Source organism: Pseudaeromonas paramecii, from assembly GCF_039540575.1.
Taxonomy (GTDB): Bacteria; Pseudomonadota; Gammaproteobacteria; order Enterobacterales; family Aeromonadaceae; genus Pseudaeromonas; species Pseudaeromonas paramecii.
Genome location: NZ_BAABFC010000020.1, coordinates 47,351 through 65,976 on the forward strand (window position 1 = coordinate 47,351; position 18,626 = coordinate 65,976).

Here is an 18,626-nt window from a genome sequence, read left to right on the forward strand (position 1 = left end):
CTCTTGTAGGGCTGGCCGTCATTGGCCAGGAGGCGGCATCTCCTTGCGGCATGGCGACTCACTAAGCCTCCTCCTTGGGCTTAGTGAGTCGGGGGGACGGCAACCCGTCCCCGCGGCCTTAGAGCTTCTTGATGGAGACCAGGATGTGCTTGGGATCCCGGCGATCCAGCACGAAACCGTAGGTGCCGTCAGCCTCCGGGGTGAAGCGCATGTCGCTCCACTGATAACCGGCCTTGGCCTGCACTGGGCTGTCCAGGGTCAGCTTGGCGGTGGGGTCGAACTGACCGAAGGTGGTGTCCCCCTTCCACTTGGCATCGGCGAACTTGAACTTGTAGGCGCCGTGGCTGGCCTTGAGCTCGACCTTGGCCATCAGTACACCGGGTTCCTGTTGGGCCAGCTGAGCGGCATCCGGCGCCTCCCAGTTGTTCATCTCGCCACGCAGGAACAGGGGGCGGGTCTCGGCGGTATCCTCGGCGGCCCAGACGTTGAGGGCGCTCAGCAGCAGGGTGGCGGTCAGGATCAGTTTCTTCAGCATGGTTGTGTTTCCTCGAATGAAGGGCAGGCGCCCGGTTACAGGGTGAATTGGCCCACCAGACGCTGCTGGGCGCCGGAGAGGTCCTGCAGCTGGTGGCTGGTATTGGCCACCTGGCTGATTTCGTCGTGATTGAGTTCGGCAATCTGGTTGATGTTGGCCAGGTTGCGGGCGATCTCGGCGCTGGTGAGCTGTTGCTGCTCGGCGGCGGCGGCGATCTGGCTGCTCATGTCGGTGATCTCCTGCAGGGCCTCCGAGATGGCAGTGATGGTGTCCTTGGTCTGCTGGCTGTCGCCGATGCACACCTGCATGGTTTGGCCACTGGCGGCGATCTCGGTGACCGCCTGACCCACGCTCTGCTGCAGGGAGGAGATCATGGCCTGGATCTGGGTGGTGGAGTCGGCGGTGCGCCGTGCCAGGTTGCGCACCTCGTCCGCCACCACGGCAAAGCCGCGGCCCTGCTCGCCGGCCCGGGCGGACTCGATGGCCGCGTTGAGCGCCAGCAGGTTGGTCTGCTCGGCGATGTTGCTGATCACCTCGACGATGCCGCCTATCTCCACGCTCAGGCCATGTACCTGCTCGATCACCCGGTGGGAGCTGCTCAGCTGACGAGCCAGATCGTTGATCCGGGCGATATTGCTGTCGCTCAGGGTGCGGCCCTGCTGGGCCATGCCGTTGACTTCCACCACCGACTCCATGGAGTGGTGGGCCGCCTTGGCCACATCGGCCACGGTGTGCTCCATCTCCACCATGGCGGTGGCCACGCTGGCGGTCTCGCCGCGCTGCTGGGAGAGTTGCTGGTGGGTGCGATCCAGGGTGGCCAGGTTCTGATCCGCCACCTGGGCCAGCTCGTTGGCGCTGGTCACCACCTCGCCCAGCATCTGCCGCATCTGTTCGGTCAGGCTGTTCATGCCCTGGGCCAGTTGGCCAAACTCATCCCGCTTCTGGTAGCTCACCCGGCCCGTCATGTTGCCCTGACACAGGGCGGTCTGGACGGCGAGTATCTCCTTGAGCGGCTTGCGGATGGCACTGATGGTGCGCCACAGCAGCAGGCTGGCGGTCAGCAGGCCGATGGCCAGGCCCCCCAGCAGCACATACTCCAGGGTCGCCAACTGATTGCGGGTGTCGTTGACCCGGCTCTTCAGGCGGGTGTCCACCAGGCCGTCGATCTCCCCCAGCGCCGCCAGTACGCCATCCACGATGCGGGTGGATTGCTCGCTCTGGTTGCGGATGGCCAGGCTCTCCTGGCTTAGGGCCAGGTGTTGGCCCAGCAGGCCGTCATCGTCGCTGGTGGCCTTGAGCAGGGCATCCAGCCGCTTGCCCAGCTGGCCTTCAAACTGGATGGCACCGCCGAAGGCGCCTTCCTGCTTGAGCAGGGCCGGGCCCAGCTCATGGCGCTGGGCCTGCAGCTTTTTGCGCAGTTCCCGGTTGGCCTCCAGCCGGCGGAGTACTCGAATCGGATCCTGATCCGCCAGGGCCTCCTGGGTGTTGCTGACCATCAGCTCCAGGTTGTTGGTGAGGCTGCGGCTCAAGGCCACGGTATAGTGCGCCCCCAGGGGCGCCACCATCAGGGCCAGCTCACTGGCAAAGTGCTTGCTGTCCTTGGCCAGACCGGCCTCGGCGGACAGCGCCTTCTGGCGCGTCAGGTTGTCGCCATAGCTGGCCAGCAGCTCACTGGCCAGCTGCCAGTAGACCTGCTGCTGCTCCGCCAGACCGCTGAGCTGCGCCTGCAACTCGGCGTCCTGACCGATAAAGTCCTTGAGCTTGGCCAGATCGGCCTCGAAGGCGGTCTGCCACTGGGTCAACTGGGCCTTGTCCCGGCTCAGCACCTCGGGGTCGCTCTGGGAGAGCAGGCTGCGCAGGGCCTTGTCCTCGAAGAAGAGATCCCGAGTCACGGCCCGGCTCTGTACCAGGGTGGGGGCGATACGACCGGCCAGCACATCCACTTGTGCCGCCATTTGCCGTCCTGAGAACCAGGCCGCCAGTATGATGAGCAACAGCAGGGCGATCATGAGGCCGAAGCCCCAGGCGATACGTTGGATGATGGAGAGATTTTTCATGCCTACCTCTGATATCGATTACATTGTCGACCCCAAACTGCAAGGGTGCCAAGCGAAGACATAATAAACATTGTTATCAGCAGCTTATGGCACATCACCCCTGCCGGCAGCATTGTCATTATAAAATTCAGGGCGATTAAGCCCGCTGCTCTGCCGATGATTAGTGTAAATGTTTCACTAACTGTGCGTTAAGTTACAGCAGTTTCCTAACAAGTCGGCAATGGGGTTTGTCGAGCTTGCGAGCGCCGTCGCAATCTTTTTGTTGTGCCGGCGGACCGGCGAAAAAAAAGCCCCGCGTGAGCGGGGCAGGGCGTGGAACGCTTGTAAGGAAATCAGCGACTGATGCGCAGCCCGGCTTCGTTGAACAGCAGGGCGTTCTTGGGTTCAAAGTGGATGGCCAGTTGCTGGTAGGCCTTGAAGTTGTTGTCACCGGGCAGCAGCATCTTGAAGCCGTCGATGCCGTGGCACTGGCCGAACAGGTAGGTGCTGTTACCCAGGCGCTCCACCACTTCACAACTAAAATGCAGCCCCAGCCCTTCGCCTTCGGCCACCAGGTGTTCCGGGCGCAGACCCAGGGTGACGCTGTCGCCCACCTTGAGCTCGCTGGTTTCCATGGGCAGGTCCAGCTGCTTGCCGTCACCCAGCTGGATGCTCAGCTGGCCGGGTTGCCAGGCCAGCACCTTGGCGGCCATGAAGTTCATCTTGGGGGAGCCGATAAAGCCGGCCACGAACTGGTTTACCGGCTTGTAGTAGAGATCCATGGGGGAGCCGACCTGCTCTACCTTGCCGTAGTTCATCACCACGATTTTGTCCGCCAGGGTCATGGCTTCCACCTGATCGTGGGTCACGTAGATCATGGTGGTCTTCAGCTCCTGGTGCAGCTTGGCGATGTGCAGACGCATCTCGACCCGCAGCTCGGCATCCAGGTTGGAGAGGGGTTCGTCAAACAGGAACACCTGGGGATCCCGCACGATGGCGCGGCCGATGGCGACCCGTTGACGCTGGCCGCCGGAAAGCTGCTTGGGTTTGCGATCCAGCAGGTGGGAAAGCTGCAGGGTTTTGGCCACCATCTCCACCTTGTGCCGGATCTCCTCCTTGGGCATGCCATTGACCTTGAGGCCATAGCCCATGTTCTCGGCCACCGTCATGTGGGGGTAGAGGGCATAAGACTGGAACACCATGGCCACACCGCGGTGAGCCGGGGCCACGTCGTTCACGACAGTATCGCCGATGGAGATTTCCCCATCGGAGATCTCTTCCAGGCCGGCAATCAGACGCAGCATGGTGGATTTACCGCAGCCGGAGGGGCCGACGAACACGGTAAATTCGCCATCTTCAATGTCCAGATCGACGTTGTGCAGTGTCACTGTCTTGCCGAACCGCTTGATCACATTTTTCAGTCTGATGCTCGCCATCTGGCTAACTCCTTGATGATAAATAAAATTCACATGCGAGACGCTCGTCGGGATCGGGATGGCCACCAGGGGAAGGCCCGTCGAGATCGTCAGTTACCCAGCGCCGGGATGGCGGCGAAAGGCCCGTTGGTCGTACCCGTTGAGGGCAATATAACAGCGCAGTGTAATCGCTTGCACAAAGTGCTGTAACTTTTGTGGATAAGATCACAGCCTTGGCATCTTGTTCTGGCAGACAGGACGCGCAAAACGTAACGTTAGACCAAGCGGTGTAATCGTTATCCTTGGCGTGAGTTTCCAGTGTATGGGGATGCCGGCCAGACAGGATAACGGGGTGACAAGGGTAAATACCAAGTTAAAACAGGTTGTTACCCATCAAGATTGGTCTTTTGAAGCCATCTGTCATCCCGAAGAGCCTTGAACGCTGTCGGCGATAAGCGCGGCAATCCGGGTGAAACTTAAGCACCGCCATCTCGGTGTAACACAAACACAAATAACACATTGGCTATGTGGCTGTAATGGCTAAGACAACACGTAACTGGACAGGAATCGAGGAGCAATGATGAAAATCAAGACGTTAACCGCCGCTGTCATGATGTCCCTGGGCTTGCTGAGCGTGGTGGGGCAAACCGCCCGTGCCGCCGACGGTGAACTGCTGGTATGGGAAGATATCAAGAAGTCCAACGGCATCACCGACGCTGTGAAGGCCTTCGAAGCCAAGTACAACGTCAAGGTGAAGGTCATGGAAATGCCTTACACCCAGCAGATCGAGAAGCTGCGCCTGGACGGCCCGGCCGGCATAGGTCCGGACGTACTGGTGCTGCCCCATGACCAGGTGGGTACCGCCGTGGTGCAGGGCCTGATCTCCCCGCTGAAACTGACCCCGGAATACCTGGCCAGCTTCACCAAGCCGGCGGTGGATGCCCAGACCTATCAGGGTCAGGTGTACGGTATCCCCAAGGCGGTGGAAACCATAGTCATGGTCTACAACAAGGATCTGATGCCCAAGGCACCGGAAACCTTCGAAGAGCTCAAGGCTTTCTCCAAGACCCAGCGTGATGCCGGCAAGTACGGCCTGCTGGCCAAGTTCGACGAAATCTATTACGCCTTCGGCGTCGTCTCAGGCATGGGTGGCTATGTGTTCGGCCCCAACTCCGACGGCTCCTTGAACGTGGACGACATCGGCCTGGCCAACCAGGGGGCCAACGACGCCGTTTCCTACCTGAAGAGCTTCTATGCCGACGGTCTGTTCCCGGCCGGTATCGTGGGTGACACGGGTGCCAACGCCATCGACTCCCTGTTCACCGAGAAGAAGGCCGCCGCCGTCATCACGGGTCCCTGGTCCTTCCAGCCCTACAAGGATGCCGGTGTGAACTACGGCGTGGCACCGCTGCCTGTGCTGCCCAACGGCGAACACATGCGTTCCTTCCTGGGTGTGAAGGGCTACAGCGTCTCCACCTACTCCAAGCAGAAGGAGCTGGCGCAACAGTTCATCGAGTTCATCAACCAGCCGGAATACGCCAAGGTTCGCTTCCAGGTCACCGGCGAAATCCCGCCGGTCAAGGCACTGGTGGATGATCCCTTGATCAAGGATGACGAGAAGTCCCGCGCCGTGGCTATCCAGGCCGGCTACGCCGTGCCCATGCCCAGCGTACCGGAAATGGGTGAAGTCTGGTCCCCGGCCAACAGCGCCCTGCAACTGGCAGTGACCGGCAAGCAAGACGTGAAGGCTGCCCTGGATGGCGCCGTTAAAAATATCAAGATGCAAATAGAAGCGATCCACGCCAACTAAGTTGGGACTGTGAATCGGGGGTCTGGGCAGGGCGGTCTTGCCTGCCCAGACCATTTTTGGAGAGGAGGTTAATTGTGGTAGTCGATTCCAGCGCACTCTCGCCCATCGGGGCCAGAACTCATCATGCCAAGGTGGCCGGCACGCTGTCGCTGATCCCCGGCTTTGGCCAGTTTTACAATCGTCAGTATGCAAAGGGCGCGCTGTTTCTGATCTTCCTGGTCAGCTTCATGGGCGTGTTCAATGATTTCCTGCACAACGGCTTCTGGGGCCTCATCACCCTGGGGGAAGAGTTGCCGCGGGACAATTCCGTGTTCCTGCTGGCCAAGGGCATCATCAGCGTCATAGTCGCGGTTTTCGGTGTCGGCATCTACCTGTGGAGCATTCGCGATGCCTACCTGTGCGGTCAGCGTCGGGACGAGGGGCTGCCCCTCAACAGCATTCGTCGTCAGTACCAGCTGCTGCTGAGCGATGGTTTCCCCTACCTGATGATCACCCCGGGCTTCATCCTGCTGGTGTTCGTGGTGGTGTTCCCCATCCTGTTCGGCTTCTCCATCGCCTTCACCAACTACAACCTCTACAACACACCGCCGGCCAAGCTGGTGGACTGGGTAGGGCTCAAGAATTTCATCAACATCTTCCGCCTGGATATCTGGCGGGCGACCTTCTTCGACGTGCTGCAATGGACCGTGATCTGGACCCTGATCGCCACCACGCTGCAGTGTACCGTCGGGGTGCTGCTGGCCATCCTGGTGAACCAGAAGGATCTGCGCTTCAAGCCGCTGATCCGCACCATACTGATCCTGCCCTGGGCGGTGCCTGGCTTCGTCACCATTCTGGTGTTCGCCGGCATGTTCAACGAGACCTTCGGGGTGATCAACAACGGTATCCTGGCCGCCCTGGGCATCGACCCCAAGGCCTGGATGACGGATCCCTTCTGGACCAAGACCGCCCTGATCCTGATGCAGACCTGGCTGGGTTTCCCCTTCGTGTTCGCCATGACCACAGGGGTGTTGCAGGCCATTCCGGACGATCTGTACGAGGCGGCCACCATAGACGGCGCCAACACCTGGCAGAAGCTGACCACCATCACGCTGCCCCTGGTGCTCTACTCCATTGCGCCCATCATCATCACCCAGTACACGTTCAACTTTAACAACTTCAACATCATCTACCTGTTCAACAACGGTGGGCCCGCCGTGGCCGGATCCAACGCCGGTGGCACCGACATCCTGGTCTCCTGGATCTACAAGCTGACCATGTCGTCATCGCAATACGCCATCGCGGCCAGCATCACCATCTTGCTGTCTATCTTCGTGGTCGGTCTCGCCCTGTGGCAGTTCCGCTCCACCAACTCCTTCAAGCAAGATGACATGGCGTAAGGAAGAGCAATCATGAGCGTCAAGCACAGCGTTAAAAAGAGCAATTTCGTCCGCCTGAGCCTCTCCTATCTGCTGCTGGCGGCGGTAGCCATCATCATCATCTATCCGCTGATCTGGACCATTGGAGCCTCGTTGAACCCGGGCAGCAGCCTGCTCAACACCTCCATCATTCCGGATAACTTCTCCTTCCTGCACTACGAGGAGCTGTTCGACGGCACCATCGACTACACCAGCTGGTACTGGAACTCCATGAAGATCAGCTTCCTGACCATGGCCCTGACCCTGGTGAGCGTCAGCTTCACCGCCTATGCCTTCTCCCGCTTCCGCTTCCGCGGGCGGCAGAATGGCCTGATGCTGTTCCTGTTGCTGCAGATGATCCCGCAGTTCTCCGCCCTCATCGCCATCTTCGTGCTGGCCCAGATGCTGGGTCTGGTGAACAGCCACCTGGCGCTGGTGCTGGTGTACGTGGGCGGCATGATCCCCATGAACACCTACCTGATGAAGGGCTACCTGGACGCCATCCCCAAGGATCTGGACGAGTCAGCTCGCATGGACGGTGCCGGCAACTTCCGCATCTTCATCGAGATCATCATGCCGCTGTCCAAGCCCATCATCGCCGTGGTGGCCCTGTTCTCCTTCACCGGGCCCCTGGGGGACTTCATCCTGGCCAGTACCATCTTGCGTACGCCGGACAAGTTCACCCTGCCCATCGGCCTGTACAACCTTGTGTCCCAGAAGATGGGCGCCAGCTACACCACCTACGCAGCCGGGGCCGTGCTCATCGCCGTGCCGGTGGCCATTCTTTACCTGTCGCTGCAGAAGTATTTCGTCTCCGGTCTGACCGCCGGTGGCACCAAGGGTTAATTGCAGAGGAAATGACGATGAAACTGAAAAAGAGTCTGGTGTTTGCCGCCATGCTGCTGGCCGGTGGCATGAGTGTGATGGCCCCGGCCACCGCGGCCGAAACCGTGCAGATCAAGCCGGTGGCCGGTGTGCCTGCCGACTTCATCAAGGGCGCTGACGTCTCCATGCTGAGCGAAGTGGAGCGCCTGGGGGGCAAGTTCTACAACGCCGAAGGCAAGCAGCAAGATGCGCTGCAGATCCTGAAGGACAACGGCTTCAACTACATCCGTCTGCGCCTGTGGGTGGATCCGAAGGATGCCGAAGGCCACGGCTACGGTGGTGGTAACAACGATCTGGCCAGCACCCTGGCCATGGCCAAGCGGGTCAAGGCCATGGGCTTCAAGCTGCTGCTGGATTACCACTACAGCGACTTCTGGACCGATCCGGGCCGGCAGAACAAGCCCAAGGCCTGGGCCAATATGAGCACCGACGAGCTGGTGAAGGCCATTCACGACTACACCAAGCAGACCTTCGCCGAGTTCAAGCAGGCCGGCGCCCTGCCGGACATGGTGCAGATCGGTAACGAGATCAACGGTGGCATGCTGTGGCCCAACGGCAAGAACTGGGGTGACGGCGTGGGCGGGTTCGACGCCCTGGCCGCCATGCTGAAGGCCGGTGTGTCCGGGGTGCGGGAGAACCTGAGCGATCCCAGCCAGGTGAAGATCATGCTGCACCTGGCCGAAGGCACCAAGAACGACACCTTCCAGTGGTGGTTTGACGAGATCTCCAAGCGGGATGTGCCGTTCGACGTGATCGGTTTGTCCTTCTACACCTATTGGAACGGCCCGATCAACGCGCTGAAGTTCAACATGGACGACATCGCCAAGCGCTACAACAAGGATCTCATCGTGGTGGAAGCCGCTTATGGCTACACCTACGAGAACTGTGACAACGCCGAGAACAACTTCACCGAGAAGGAAGCCGAAGACGGTGGCTATCCGGGCACGGTGCAGGGCCAGGCCGACTTCCTGCACGATCTGATGCAGAGCATCGTTCAGGTGCCGGATCAGCGCGGCAAGGGGATCTTCTACTGGGAGCCCACCTGGCTGCCGACCCCCGGTGCCACCTGGGCCACCAAGGCCGGCATGAAGTACAACGACGACGACTGGAAGGAAGGCAACGCCCGGGAGAACCAATCCCTGTTTGACTGCCAGGGCCATGTGCTGCCGTCCATGAAGGTCTTCAACTAAGTTTAACGCCGCGGCATCCTGCTTCCTCTTGCGTATCGGGGGGTGAGGGGATGCCGTTTTTTTTCTCACGGAGTCAAGATGAAGAAGTTTCCTCCCTTAAGCGACAAGGCCCCGGTGCTGCTGCACGGTGCCGACTACAACCCGGATCAGTGGCTGGACTGTCCCGAGGTGCTGGACAAGGACATCGAGATGATGAAGCAGACCCGCTGCAACATCATGTCGGTAGGCATCTTCAGCTGGGCCAGCCTGGAACCCGAGGAAGGCCGCTACGAGTTCGGCTGGATGGACAGGGTGCTGGACCGTCTGCATGAGAATGGCATCTTCGTGTTCCTGGCCACCCCCAGCGGTGCGCGGCCGGCCTGGATGTCCAAGGCCCACGTCGAGGTGCTGCGCGTTAGCAAGGAGCGGGTGCGGGCCCTGCATGGCGGGCGCCATAACCACTGCCTGACCTCGCCCTATTATCGCCAGAAGGTGCAGCAGATGAATGCCGCCCTGGCGGAGCGTTATGCCAAGCATCCGGCGGTCATCGGCTGGCACATCTCCAACGAGTACGGTGGTGAGTGTCACTGCGACCTGTGTCAGGCCCGTTTCCGCGACTGGCTCAAGGCGCGTTACGGCAGCCTGGAAGCCCTGAACCAAGCCTGGTGGGCCACCTTCTGGAGCCACGACTACACCAGCTGGGAGCAACTCGAATCGCCGTCGCCCATTGGCGAGGTCTCCATCCACGGCCTGAACCTGGACTGGAAGCGCTTCAACACCGCCCAGGTGAGCGACTTCTGTGCCCATGAGATCAAGCCCCTGAAGGCGGTGAACCCGGACCTGCCGGTGACCACCAACTTCATGGAGTACTTCTACGACTACGACTATTGGCAGCTGGCCAAGGAGATCGACTTCGTCTGCTGGGACAGCTATCCGCTGTGGCACAACAGCCAGGACGACACCGAACTGGCGGCCTACATCGCCATGTATCATGACCTGATGCGTACCTTGAAGGGCAAGCCCTTCTACCTGATGGAGTCCACCCCCAGCCTGACCAACTGGCAGCCCATCAGCAAGCTGAAGAAACCGGGCATGCACATACTGTCGTCGCTGCAGGCGGTGGCCCACGGCTCCGACTCGGTGCAGTATTTCCAGTGGCGCAAGAGCCGCGGCTCGGTGGAGAAGTTCCACGGCGCCGTGGTGGATCACGTGGGGCATATTGACACCCGGGTCGGCCGTGAGGTCCAGGCCCTGGGCGAAATGCTGGCCAAGCTGCCGGAGGTGGTGGGCACAGTCACCGAGGCCGAGGTGGCCATCATCTTCGACTGGGAGAGCCGCTGGGCCATGGACAACGCCCAGGGTCCGCGCAACGCCGGGCTCTACTACGAGAAGACGGTGAACGAGCATTACCGGGCCTTCTGGGAGCAGGGCATCGCCGCCGACATCATCAATGCCGACTGCGACCTGTCCGGCTACAAGCTGGTCATCGCCCCCATGCTCTACATGGTGCGTGACGGCTTCGCCCAGCGGGTGGACGCCTTCGTGCAGGCCGGCGGCAACTTCGTCGCCAGCTACTGGACCGGCATCGTCAACGAGACGGATCTGTGTCATCTGGGTGGCTTCCCCGGCCCGCTACGCCCCCTCCTCGGCATCTGGGCCGAAGAGATCGACGGCCTGTATGACGGCGAGACCAACAGCGTCAGCGGCCTGGCCGGCAACGCCCTGGGGCTCACTGGGCCCTATCAGGTGACCCACCTGTGCGAGCGCATTCAGCTGGAAGGTGCTCAGGCATTGGCCCGCTATGACAGCGACTTCTACGCCGGCGAGCCGGCGGTGACCGTCAATGCTCACGGGGCGGGCAAGGCCTTCTACGTGGCCTCGCGCAACGATCTGCCGTTCCAGCGGGACTTCTTTGGCCGCATCGCCGCCGACCTGGGCTTGAAGCGCGCCATCGACTGTACCCTGCCGGCCGGCGTCACCGCCCAGCGGCGCACCGATGGGCAGCAGGAGTTCGTGTTCGTGCAGAACTACGGTCGCCAGGCGGCCTATGTGCAGCTGCCTGGGATGTACCAGGATGCCGTGAGCGGCGAGCGCCTCACCGGTCAGCTGGCGCTGCCCAGCTTTGCGGTACGGGTACTCAAGCGGGCCATCTGAACCGTGTCGCACTAGGTTACAAGGCCCGCTTTTGGCGGGCCTTTTTATCGGTCAAGGCGCCGAAACAAGGAGGACGCCATGTTGGAACTGCTTAAGAGTAAGAAGCTGCAAGCCCTGGGTGAGACGGCAGGGGAGGAGCTTATCAAGGCGCCGGATCCGGCCATCCGCGCCCTGTGTGACGCCCTGGGCGGCAAGGAGAACATCTTCAGTCTGGATTCCTGCCTGACCCGCCTGCGGGTGCAGGTGCATCACCTGGGACAGGTGAACCATGACAAGCTGCAGCAGCTGGGGGCCATTGGTGTGGTGATCGTGGGCAAGGAGGTGCAGGCTATCTTCGGCAAGCGCTCCGACTCCCTGCGTCAGGATCTGGATCGCTGGTTCGGATTGGGTGAAGTCGATCACGAAAAATAGTCGTGAAAACGCTTCCTTGGTGAAAATGTTTTCGCTATATTAACTACCGAAGCCATTTTGGTTCCACGCTGTATCTGTCGGCAGGAGGCACATTACCTCCTGCCGTTTTTTTATTTAAAATAATGATAAATAAGCACTAACATCATTTTCTCCCCATGGCGGTCCTGCGCCTCCCTTCATCCCTCTCTCCAGCGGGAAGATCAAATAATCACCAGGTTGCTTGTGTAATCGCTATCACATTATGCCTGGAGTTCCCATGCTACAGTGCCCGCCGATTGAAGGTTGCCAAAGAAGGAGTAACGAGCATGTGGCAGACGAACAGAGGGCGCTGGCTGGGCATCATGGTGTTATGGGGCGCCCTGGCCGCCTGTGGTGGCGGGAGTGAGGGGGGCGGCGCCGGCAGCGGTGGCAGTGACGATGACGGTGGCAGCAGCACGGCCACCAGCCTGGCGGTTCGCGGGGTGGATGTCTCCACCCTGACGGCGGTGGAAGCGGCCGGCGGCCAGTTCCAGGATGCCAACGGTACGGCCGTGGAGCCCATGGCGTTTATGGCGGCGCAGGGGGTCAACCTGGTGCGGTTGCGGCTGTGGGTGGATCCCAAGAGCGCCGGCGGCCAGGCCTACGGTGGCGGGGATCTGGATCTGGACAAGGTCACCGCCCTGGCCAAGCGGGTGAAGGCGGCCGGCATGGACTTCATGCTGGATCTGCACTACAGCGACTTCTGGACCGATCCGGGCAAGCAGTTCAAACCCAAGGCCTGGGCGGATCTGGACAGCGATGCCCTGGTGGCCCAGGTGCAGAGCTACAGCCAGGCGGTGGTGAAGCACCTCATCGACAACGGTGTGCACCCCGAGTACATCCAGGTGGGCAACGAGATCAACTCAGGCCTGCTGTGGCCCGATGGCAAAAACTGGGGCGACAACACGGGTGGCTTCGACACCCTGGCGGCCCTGCTCAAGGCCGGTGTGGCCGGTATCCAGCAGGCGGAAAGTGACGGCGGCGTGACGACCCCGGCCAAGATCATCCTGCACCTGGCCGAAGGGGGCAACAACAGCAGCTTCCGCTGGTGGTTCGATGCCATTACCGCCCGAGCCGTGCCGTTCGACATCATAGGCGTCTCCTTCTACCCCTACTGGCATGGCAGCCTGGCGGATCTGCAGACCAACCTGAATGACATGGTTAGTCGCTATGGCAAGCCGGTGATGGTGGTGGAAACCGCCTATGGCTTTACCACAGATAACGGCGACAGCCTGGGCAATAACTTTGGGCCTGATGAAGCGACGGCCGGTGGTTATCCGGCCACCGAGGCGGGGCAGCTGGCGTTTCTCACCGATCTGCGGGCCGTCATCGCCGCCGTGCCGAACGAGCAGGGGCTGGGTCTGGTCTACTGGGAGCCGGCCTGGTTGCCGGTGGACGGGGTGAGCTGGGCCAGCGACGCCGGCATGGATTACATCGAAACCAGTGGCGGCATCGGCAATGCCTGGGAAAACCAGGGGCTGTTTGACTTCAACGGCGACGCCCTGGCCGGCTGGGCGGCCTTTGCCGAGACCTTGCAATGAGAGCGCCCTTGCTGAGTCTGTTGCTGCTGGTAGCTAGCTGGCAGGTGCAGGCCGGTTGCGCCGTGAGCGAGGGGCGCTTCGTGATGGATGGCCCGGATCGCTTCATCGACAGCCAGAGTTTGCTGATGTGGCAGCACTGCCCCCAGGGACGGCTCGGTGAGCGCTGTAGCGATGGCCCGCTGGACGGCTTTCACTGGCGGGGGGCCGTCAGCCGTCAAGGGGCGGTCAATGCCGCTGCTTTGGATGGCTTGCAGGATTGGCAGATCCCGTCTGTGGCGCAGCTGCAGAGCCTGTTCCAGGCCGCCTGTGGCGTGCCGGCCCAGATCCCCGCCGGCCTGTACTGGAGCAAGAATCCCAGTCCCAAGGCCGGTTATCTGCGCCAGGCGGTGGCGGCAGGAACGGGCGAGGTGATGACGGTGAACGGCGGCACCTTCGGCCTGCACCTGTGGCTGGTGCGCCCCCTGGAGGGCTAGGCCCGCAGCTAGTCATACGTGAACCAATAAAAAGCCCGGCACTTGGCCGGGCTTTTTGTTTTGCCGGAGCGCTTACAGCCAGGCGGGCTGCTTGGCCTCATAGGCGTCGATGGCATCGGCGTGCTGCAGGGTCAGACCTATGTTGTCCAGGCCGTTCATGATGCAGTAGCGGCGGAAGGGATCGATCTGGAAGTCGAAGCAGAGATCGGCGGCGCGCACCTGCTGGTGCTCCAGATCCACCGTGATGGTCTGGCCTTCGTTGGCCTCCACCAGCTGGAACAGGGCATCCACCTCCGCGTCCTTGAGCTTGACCACCAAGAGGCCGTTGTTCAGGGCGTTGCCGTAGAAGATGTCGGCGAAGCTGGGGGCGATGATGGCGCGCAGGCCGTAGTCGGCCAGGGCCCAGGGCGCGTGCTCCCGGCTGGAGCCGTTGCCGAAGTTCTCCCGGGCCAGCAAGATGCTGGCGCCGGCATAGCGGGGGGCGTTCAGCACGAACTCGGGGTTGGGCTGTTCGCCGGCCTCATCCAGGAAGCGCCAGTCGTGGAACAGGTGCTTGCCGAAGCCCAGCTTGGAAACCTTCTGCAGGAACTGCTTGGGGATGATCTGGTCGGTATCGACGTTGGCGGCATCCAGGGGCGCCGCGAGGCCGGTATGTTGCTTGAACTCTTGCATGGCGGGCTCCTTACAGCTCACGAATGTCGACAAAGTGGCCGGCGATGGCGGCGGCCGCGGCCATGGCCGGGCTCACCAGGTGGGTGCGGCCACCGCGGCCCTGACGGCCTTCGAAGTTACGGTTGCTGGTGGCGGCGCAGCGCTCGCCCGGTTGCAGCCGGTCGTTGTTCATGGCCAGGCACATGGAGCAGCCCGGCAGACGCCATTCAAAGCCCGCTTCCACCAGCACCTTGTCCAGTCCCTCGGCTTCGGCCTGCTTCTTCACCTGCTGGGAACCGGGTACCACCAGGGCCTGCACCCCGGCGGCCACCTTCTGGCCCTTGACCAGGGCGGCGCGGGCCACCTCGGCGGCGGCGCGCATGTCCTCGATCCGGCCGTTGGTGCAGGAGCCGATGAACACCTTGTCGATCTTCACGTCGGTGAGCTTGTGTCCAGCCTCGATGGCCATGTACTCCAGCGCCTTCTGGCAGGAGTGCTTGGCCACCGCATCGTCAAAGTCTGCCGGCGCCGGAATCGGCTGATCGATGCCGATCACCTGGCCCGGGTTGGTGCCCCAGGTGACCTGGGGCGCAATGTCGGCACCGTTTAAGGTCACCACGGCGTCGTACTGGGCACCCTCATCGGACTTCAAGGTCTGCCAGTAGGCCACGGCTGCATCCCAGTCGGCGCCCTTGGGCGCGAAGGGACGGCCCTTGAGGTAGTCGAAGGTGGTCTCGTCCGGGGCCACCATGCCGGCCTTGGCGCCCAGCTCGATGGCCATGTTGCACACCGTCATCCGCTCTTCCATGGTGAGGGCCTCGATGGCCTCGCCGCAGAATTCCACCACATAGCCGGTGCCGCCGGCGGTGCCGGTCTTGCCGATAATGGCCAGTATGATGTCCTTGGCGCTGATGCCGGGGGCCACATGACCCTTGACCTCGATCTTCATGGTCTTGGCGCGGGATTGCTTCAGGGTCTGGGTGGCCAGCACGTGCTCCACCTCGGAGGTGCCGATACCGAAGGCCAGGGCGCCGAAGGCACCGTGGGTGGCGGTATGGGAGTCACCACAGACGATGGTGGTGCCCGGCAGGGTCAGGCCGATCTCCGGCCCCATGACGTGGACGATACCCTGCCACTGGTGGCCCAGGCCGTACAGGGGGACGCCGAACTCTTCGGCGTTTTGCATCAGGGTCTGCATCTGCACCCGAGCCATCTCGCCGGAGGCGTTGATGTCGCAGGACTGAGTGGAGACGTTGTGATCCATGGTGGCCCAGGTGCGATCGGTGCGGCGCACCTTGCGGCCCATCTGGCGCAGGCCGTCGAAGGCCTGTGGGCTGGTCACCTCGTGTACCAGGTGCCGGTCGATGTAGATGATGGGGGTTTCGCCGGCGGCCTCATGGACCACGTGGGCTTCAAACACTTTCTGATAGAGGGTCTTGGCCATGATTAGATCTCCCGGATGCGGGCGGCGATCTGGCTGCCCATGTCAGAGGTACTTTGTGCCGGGTACTTGCCGGCCTTGCCTTGCAGCAGATCGCCGGTGAGGTAACCGTCTGCCAGGGTCTCGGCCACGGCGCGCTCGATGGCCAGGGCGGCGGCTTCTTCCTTGAAGCTGTAGCGCAGCATCAGGGCGGCGGAGAGGATCTGGGCCACCGGGTTGGCGATGTTCTGGCCGGCGATGTCCGGCGCGGAACCGCCCGCCGGTTCGTACAGGCCGAAGCCGTCGGCGTTGAGGCTGGCGGAGGGCAGCATGCCCATGGAGCCCGTGATCATGGCGCACTCGTCGGAGAGGATGTCACCGAACAGGTTGGAGCACAGCAGGATGTCGAACTGGGCCGGATCCTTGACGAGCTGCATGGTGGCGTTGTCGATGTACATGTGCTGCAGGGTCACCTCCGGGTAGGCCTTGGCCACCTCGGTCACCACCTGGCGCCAGAGTATGCTGCTTTGCAGCACGTTGGCCTTGTCGATGGAGGTGACCTTCTTGCCCCGTACCATGGCAGATTCGAAGGCGATCTTGGCGATGCGCTCGATCTCATAGCGGTGGTAGACCTCGGTATCGAAGGCCTTCTCCATGGCCCCTTCGCCTTCGCGGCCCTTGGGCTGGCCGAAGTAGATGCCCCCCGTCAGCTCCCGCACACAGACGATGTCGAAGCCGCGATCCGAGATGTCGGCCCGCAGCGGGGAGAGGGCGTTGAGGCCCTGGTGGATCTGGGCCGGCCGCAGGTTGCAGAACAGCTTGAAGTGACCGCGCAACGGCAGCAGGGCGCCGCGTTCGGGTTGTTCGTTAGGCGGCAGGTGCTCCCACTTGGGGCCACCCACAGAGCCAAACAGCACGGCATCGGCGGCCTCGCAGGCCGCCAGGGTGCTCTGGGGCAACGGGCAGCCGTGGTTGTCGATGGCGATGCCGCCCACGTCATGGTGGGAGAATTCGAAGCCGATGCCGAAGGTGCTGCTGACCTTGTCCAGCACCTTGAGGGCTTCGGTCATGACTTCGGGACCAATGCCGTCGCCGGGCAGAACGGCAACCTTGTAACTTCCTGTCATTTAGAGGGTCTCCAATTTGGATTGCTGAGCGATCTTTTCTTTCTGTTCGGCCACCTGCAGGGCGCGGTAGATGCTGTTCATCACGTGCACCAGCGCCTGGGCGGAGGATTCGACGATATCGGTGGCCAGGCCCATGCCGTGGAACTTGCGGCCTTCATACACGGCGACGATATCCACCTGGCCCAGGGCATCCTTGCCGGTGCCCTTGCTCTTGAGCTCGTACTTGTCGATGCGGATATCGTAGCCGGTGATGCGATTGATGCATTGATACACAGCATCCACCGGGCCGTTGCCGGTGGCGGCTTCGCACACCACGCTATCACCTACCTTCATCTTGACGCTGGCGGTGGCCATGACGCTGCCGCCGGAGAGCACGCTCAGGTAATCGAGCTTGAACTGTTCGGGCTCTTCCTGGATCTGGCTGAAGAACAGCAGGGCCTCCAGGTCGTAGTCGAAGACCTGGCCCTTCTTGTCGGCCAGCTTCAAGAAGCTCTCGTAGATCTGGTCGAGATCGTAGCTGCCCTCGTGGTAGCCCATGACTTCCAGGCGGTGCTTGATGACATGGCGGCCGGAGCGGGAGGTCATGTTCAGGTTGTTGGTGGACAGGCCAATGCTCTCGGGGGTGATGATCTCGTAGGTGTTCTTGGCCTTTAGCACCCCATCCTGGTGGATGCCGGAGCTGTGGGAGAAGGCGTTGGCACCGACGATGGCCTTGTTGGGCTGGATCGGCATGTTGCACAGCTGGCTGACCAACTGGCTGGTGCGGTGGATTTCCTGGTGCTTGATGCCGGTGTGGACACCGAGCAGATCGGCCCGGGTCTTCAGGATCATGGCCACTTCTTCCATGGAGCAGTTGCCCGCCCGCTCGCCGATGCCGTTGATGGTGCACTCCACCTGGCGCGCCCCCATCTGCACGGCGGCGATGGAGTTGGCCACCGACAGGCCCAAGTCATCGTGGCAGTGTACCGAGATCACCGCCTTGTCGATGTTGGGCACCCGGTTGAACAGGGTCTGGATGATGCCGCCAAACTCGCTGGGCACCGTATAGCCCACGGTATCCGGGATGTTGACCGTGGTGGCGCCGGCGTTGATGGCGGCTTCCACCATGCGGCAGAGGTTGTCGATGGGGGTACGGCCGGCATCTTCGCAGGAGAACTCCACGTCGTCGGTGAAGCGGCGGGCATACTTGATGGCATGCACGCCCATCTCCAGCACGTCTTCGAAGCTCTTGCGCAGCTTGTTTTGCACATGGATGGTGGAGGTGGCCAGGAAGGTGTGAATGCGGAACTGATCCGCCACCTTGAGGGCCTCGGCCGCCGCGAAGATGTCTTTTTCCAGGGCGCGGGAGAGGCCGCACACCCGGCTGTTCTTGATGTTGCGGGCAATGGTCTGCACCGATTCGAAGTCACCGGGGGAGGAGACGGGGAAACCCACCTCCATCACATCGACCCCCAGGCGCTCCAGGGCCAGGGCAATCTGCAACTTCTCTTTGACGGTGAGGCTGGCGGAGAGGGCCTGCTCACCATCCCGCAAGGTGGTATCGAATATGATGACCCGATCTGACATATGACATCCTCTTGTTGT

15 protein-coding genes are annotated in these 18,626 nt (G+C 61.8%); 8 read left to right on the plus strand and 7 right to left on the minus strand.

Going from position 1 to position 18,626, the window contains the following annotated elements; translation table 11 throughout:
* Positions 1 to 118: 118 nt before the first annotated feature.
* The 3 genes from ABD847_RS13690 to ABD847_RS13700 all read right to left on the minus strand — a co-directional run bounded on the left by ABD847_RS13690 (position 119) and on the right by ABD847_RS13700 (position 4,007).
* Positions 119 to 535: an early set domain-containing protein gene (locus tag ABD847_RS13690; RefSeq protein ID WP_345013972.1), complete on the minus strand. Its 417-nt coding sequence runs from the start codon at positions 533 to 535 to the stop codon at positions 119 to 121.
* A gap of 35 nt (positions 536 to 570) precedes the next feature.
* Entirely contained in the window at positions 571 to 2,592 is a 2,022-nt protein-coding gene (locus tag ABD847_RS13695) for a methyl-accepting chemotaxis protein (RefSeq protein ID WP_345013974.1), read from the minus strand.
* 332 nt (positions 2,593 to 2,924) lie between these two features.
* Positions 2,925 to 4,007 carry an ABC transporter ATP-binding protein gene (locus ABD847_RS13700; RefSeq protein ID WP_345013976.1) on the minus strand — a complete coding sequence of 361 codons (1,083 nt, stop codon included), beginning with the start codon at positions 4,005 to 4,007 and terminating at the stop codon, positions 2,925 to 2,927.
* A gap of 559 nt (positions 4,008 to 4,566) precedes the next feature.
* Here ABD847_RS13700 and ABD847_RS13705 point away from each other — a divergent pair.
* The 8 genes from ABD847_RS13705 (at position 4,567) to ABD847_RS13740 (ending at position 13,844) form a co-directional block, all read left to right on the plus strand.
* Positions 4,567 to 5,796, plus strand: coding sequence for an extracellular solute-binding protein (locus ABD847_RS13705; protein WP_345013978.1), 1,230 nt, complete (start codon positions 4,567 to 4,569; stop codon positions 5,794 to 5,796).
* Positions 5,797 to 5,870: 74 nt separating this feature from the next.
* Entirely contained in the window at positions 5,871 to 7,175 is a 1,305-nt protein-coding gene (locus ABD847_RS13710) for a carbohydrate ABC transporter permease (protein ID WP_345013980.1), read from the plus strand.
* A gap of 12 nt (positions 7,176 to 7,187) precedes the next feature.
* Positions 7,188 to 8,039, plus strand: a complete 852-nt coding sequence (locus ABD847_RS13715) for a sugar ABC transporter permease (RefSeq protein WP_345013982.1) — start codon at positions 7,188 to 7,190, stop codon at positions 8,037 to 8,039.
* A gap of 17 nt (positions 8,040 to 8,056) precedes the next feature.
* Entirely contained in the window at positions 8,057 to 9,268 is a 1,212-nt protein-coding gene (locus ABD847_RS13720; protein WP_345013984.1) for a glycoside hydrolase family 53 protein, read from the plus strand.
* A gap of 78 nt (positions 9,269 to 9,346) precedes the next feature.
* A complete protein-coding gene (locus ABD847_RS13725; RefSeq protein ID WP_345013986.1) occupies positions 9,347 to 11,401 on the plus strand; it encodes a beta-galactosidase in 2,055 nt (684 codons plus the stop codon).
* A 78-nt stretch (positions 11,402 to 11,479) separates the two neighbouring features.
* Positions 11,480 to 11,812: a glucose PTS transporter subunit EIIB gene (locus ABD847_RS13730; RefSeq protein ID WP_345013988.1), complete on the plus strand. Its 333-nt coding sequence runs from the start codon at positions 11,480 to 11,482 to the stop codon at positions 11,810 to 11,812.
* A gap of 305 nt (positions 11,813 to 12,117) precedes the next feature.
* Positions 12,118 to 13,371: a glycoside hydrolase family 53 protein gene (locus ABD847_RS13735; protein ID WP_345013990.1), complete on the plus strand. Its 1,254-nt coding sequence runs from the start codon at positions 12,118 to 12,120 to the stop codon at positions 13,369 to 13,371.
* Between the two features lie 8 nt (positions 13,372 to 13,379).
* Complete coding sequence (locus ABD847_RS13740; RefSeq protein WP_345013991.1) at positions 13,380 to 13,844, plus strand: Lcl C-terminal domain-containing protein; 465 nt, start codon at positions 13,380 to 13,382, stop codon at positions 13,842 to 13,844.
* Between the two features lie 72 nt (positions 13,845 to 13,916).
* Here the strand turns inward: ABD847_RS13740 and leuD are convergent, their stop codons facing one another.
* The 4 genes from leuD to leuA are packed head-to-tail and all read right to left on the minus strand — an operon-like array spanning position 13,917 to position 18,608.
* Positions 13,917 to 14,516, minus strand: a complete 600-nt coding sequence (gene leuD, locus ABD847_RS13745) for a 3-isopropylmalate dehydratase small subunit (protein ID WP_345013993.1) — start codon at positions 14,514 to 14,516, stop codon at positions 13,917 to 13,919.
* A gap of 10 nt (positions 14,517 to 14,526) precedes the next feature.
* A complete protein-coding gene (gene leuC, locus ABD847_RS13750) occupies positions 14,527 to 15,939 on the minus strand; it encodes a 3-isopropylmalate dehydratase large subunit (RefSeq protein ID WP_345013995.1) in 1,413 nt (470 codons plus the stop codon).
* 2 nt (positions 15,940 to 15,941) lie between these two features.
* The gene (leuB, locus tag ABD847_RS13755; protein ID WP_345013998.1) at positions 15,942 to 17,042 is read right to left on the minus strand and encodes a 3-isopropylmalate dehydrogenase; all 1,101 of its coding nucleotides are present in this window, start codon (positions 17,040 to 17,042) and stop codon (positions 15,942 to 15,944) included.
* The gene (gene leuA / locus ABD847_RS13760) at positions 17,043 to 18,608 is read right to left on the minus strand and encodes a 2-isopropylmalate synthase (protein ID WP_345014000.1); all 1,566 of its coding nucleotides are present in this window, start codon (positions 18,606 to 18,608) and stop codon (positions 17,043 to 17,045) included. It abuts the gene before it with no gap.
* Positions 18,609 to 18,626 lie beyond the last annotated feature (18 nt).

Coding starts and splice junctions, on each gene's coding strand:
- ABD847_RS13690 (WP_345013972.1), bottom strand. CDS start 535: ATGCTGAAGAAACTGATCCTGACCGCCACCCTGCTGCTGAGCGCCCTC.
- ABD847_RS13695 (WP_345013974.1), bottom strand. CDS start 2,592: ATGAAAAATCTCTCCATCATCCAACGTATCGCCTGGGGCTTCGGCCTC.
- ABD847_RS13700 (WP_345013976.1), bottom strand. CDS start 4,007: ATGGCGAGCATCAGACTGAAAAATGTGATCAAGCGGTTCGGCAAGACA.
- ABD847_RS13705 (WP_345013978.1), top strand. CDS start 4,567: ATGAAAATCAAGACGTTAACCGCCGCTGTCATGATGTCCCTGGGCTTG.
- ABD847_RS13715 (WP_345013982.1), top strand. CDS start 7,188: ATGAGCGTCAAGCACAGCGTTAAAAAGAGCAATTTCGTCCGCCTGAGC.
- ABD847_RS13720 (WP_345013984.1), top strand. CDS start 8,057: ATGAAACTGAAAAAGAGTCTGGTGTTTGCCGCCATGCTGCTGGCCGGT.
- ABD847_RS13725 (WP_345013986.1), top strand. CDS start 9,347: ATGAAGAAGTTTCCTCCCTTAAGCGACAAGGCCCCGGTGCTGCTGCAC.
- ABD847_RS13730 (WP_345013988.1), top strand. CDS start 11,480: ATGTTGGAACTGCTTAAGAGTAAGAAGCTGCAAGCCCTGGGTGAGACG.
- ABD847_RS13735 (WP_345013990.1), top strand. CDS start 12,118: ATGTGGCAGACGAACAGAGGGCGCTGGCTGGGCATCATGGTGTTATGG.
- leuD (WP_345013993.1), bottom strand. CDS start 14,516: ATGCAAGAGTTCAAGCAACATACCGGCCTCGCGGCGCCCCTGGATGCC.
- leuC (WP_345013995.1), bottom strand. CDS start 15,939: ATGGCCAAGACCCTCTATCAGAAAGTGTTTGAAGCCCACGTGGTCCAT.
- leuB (WP_345013998.1), bottom strand. CDS start 17,042: ATGACAGGAAGTTACAAGGTTGCCGTTCTGCCCGGCGACGGCATTGGT.
- leuA (WP_345014000.1), bottom strand. CDS start 18,608: ATGTCAGATCGGGTCATCATATTCGATACCACCTTGCGGGATGGTGAG.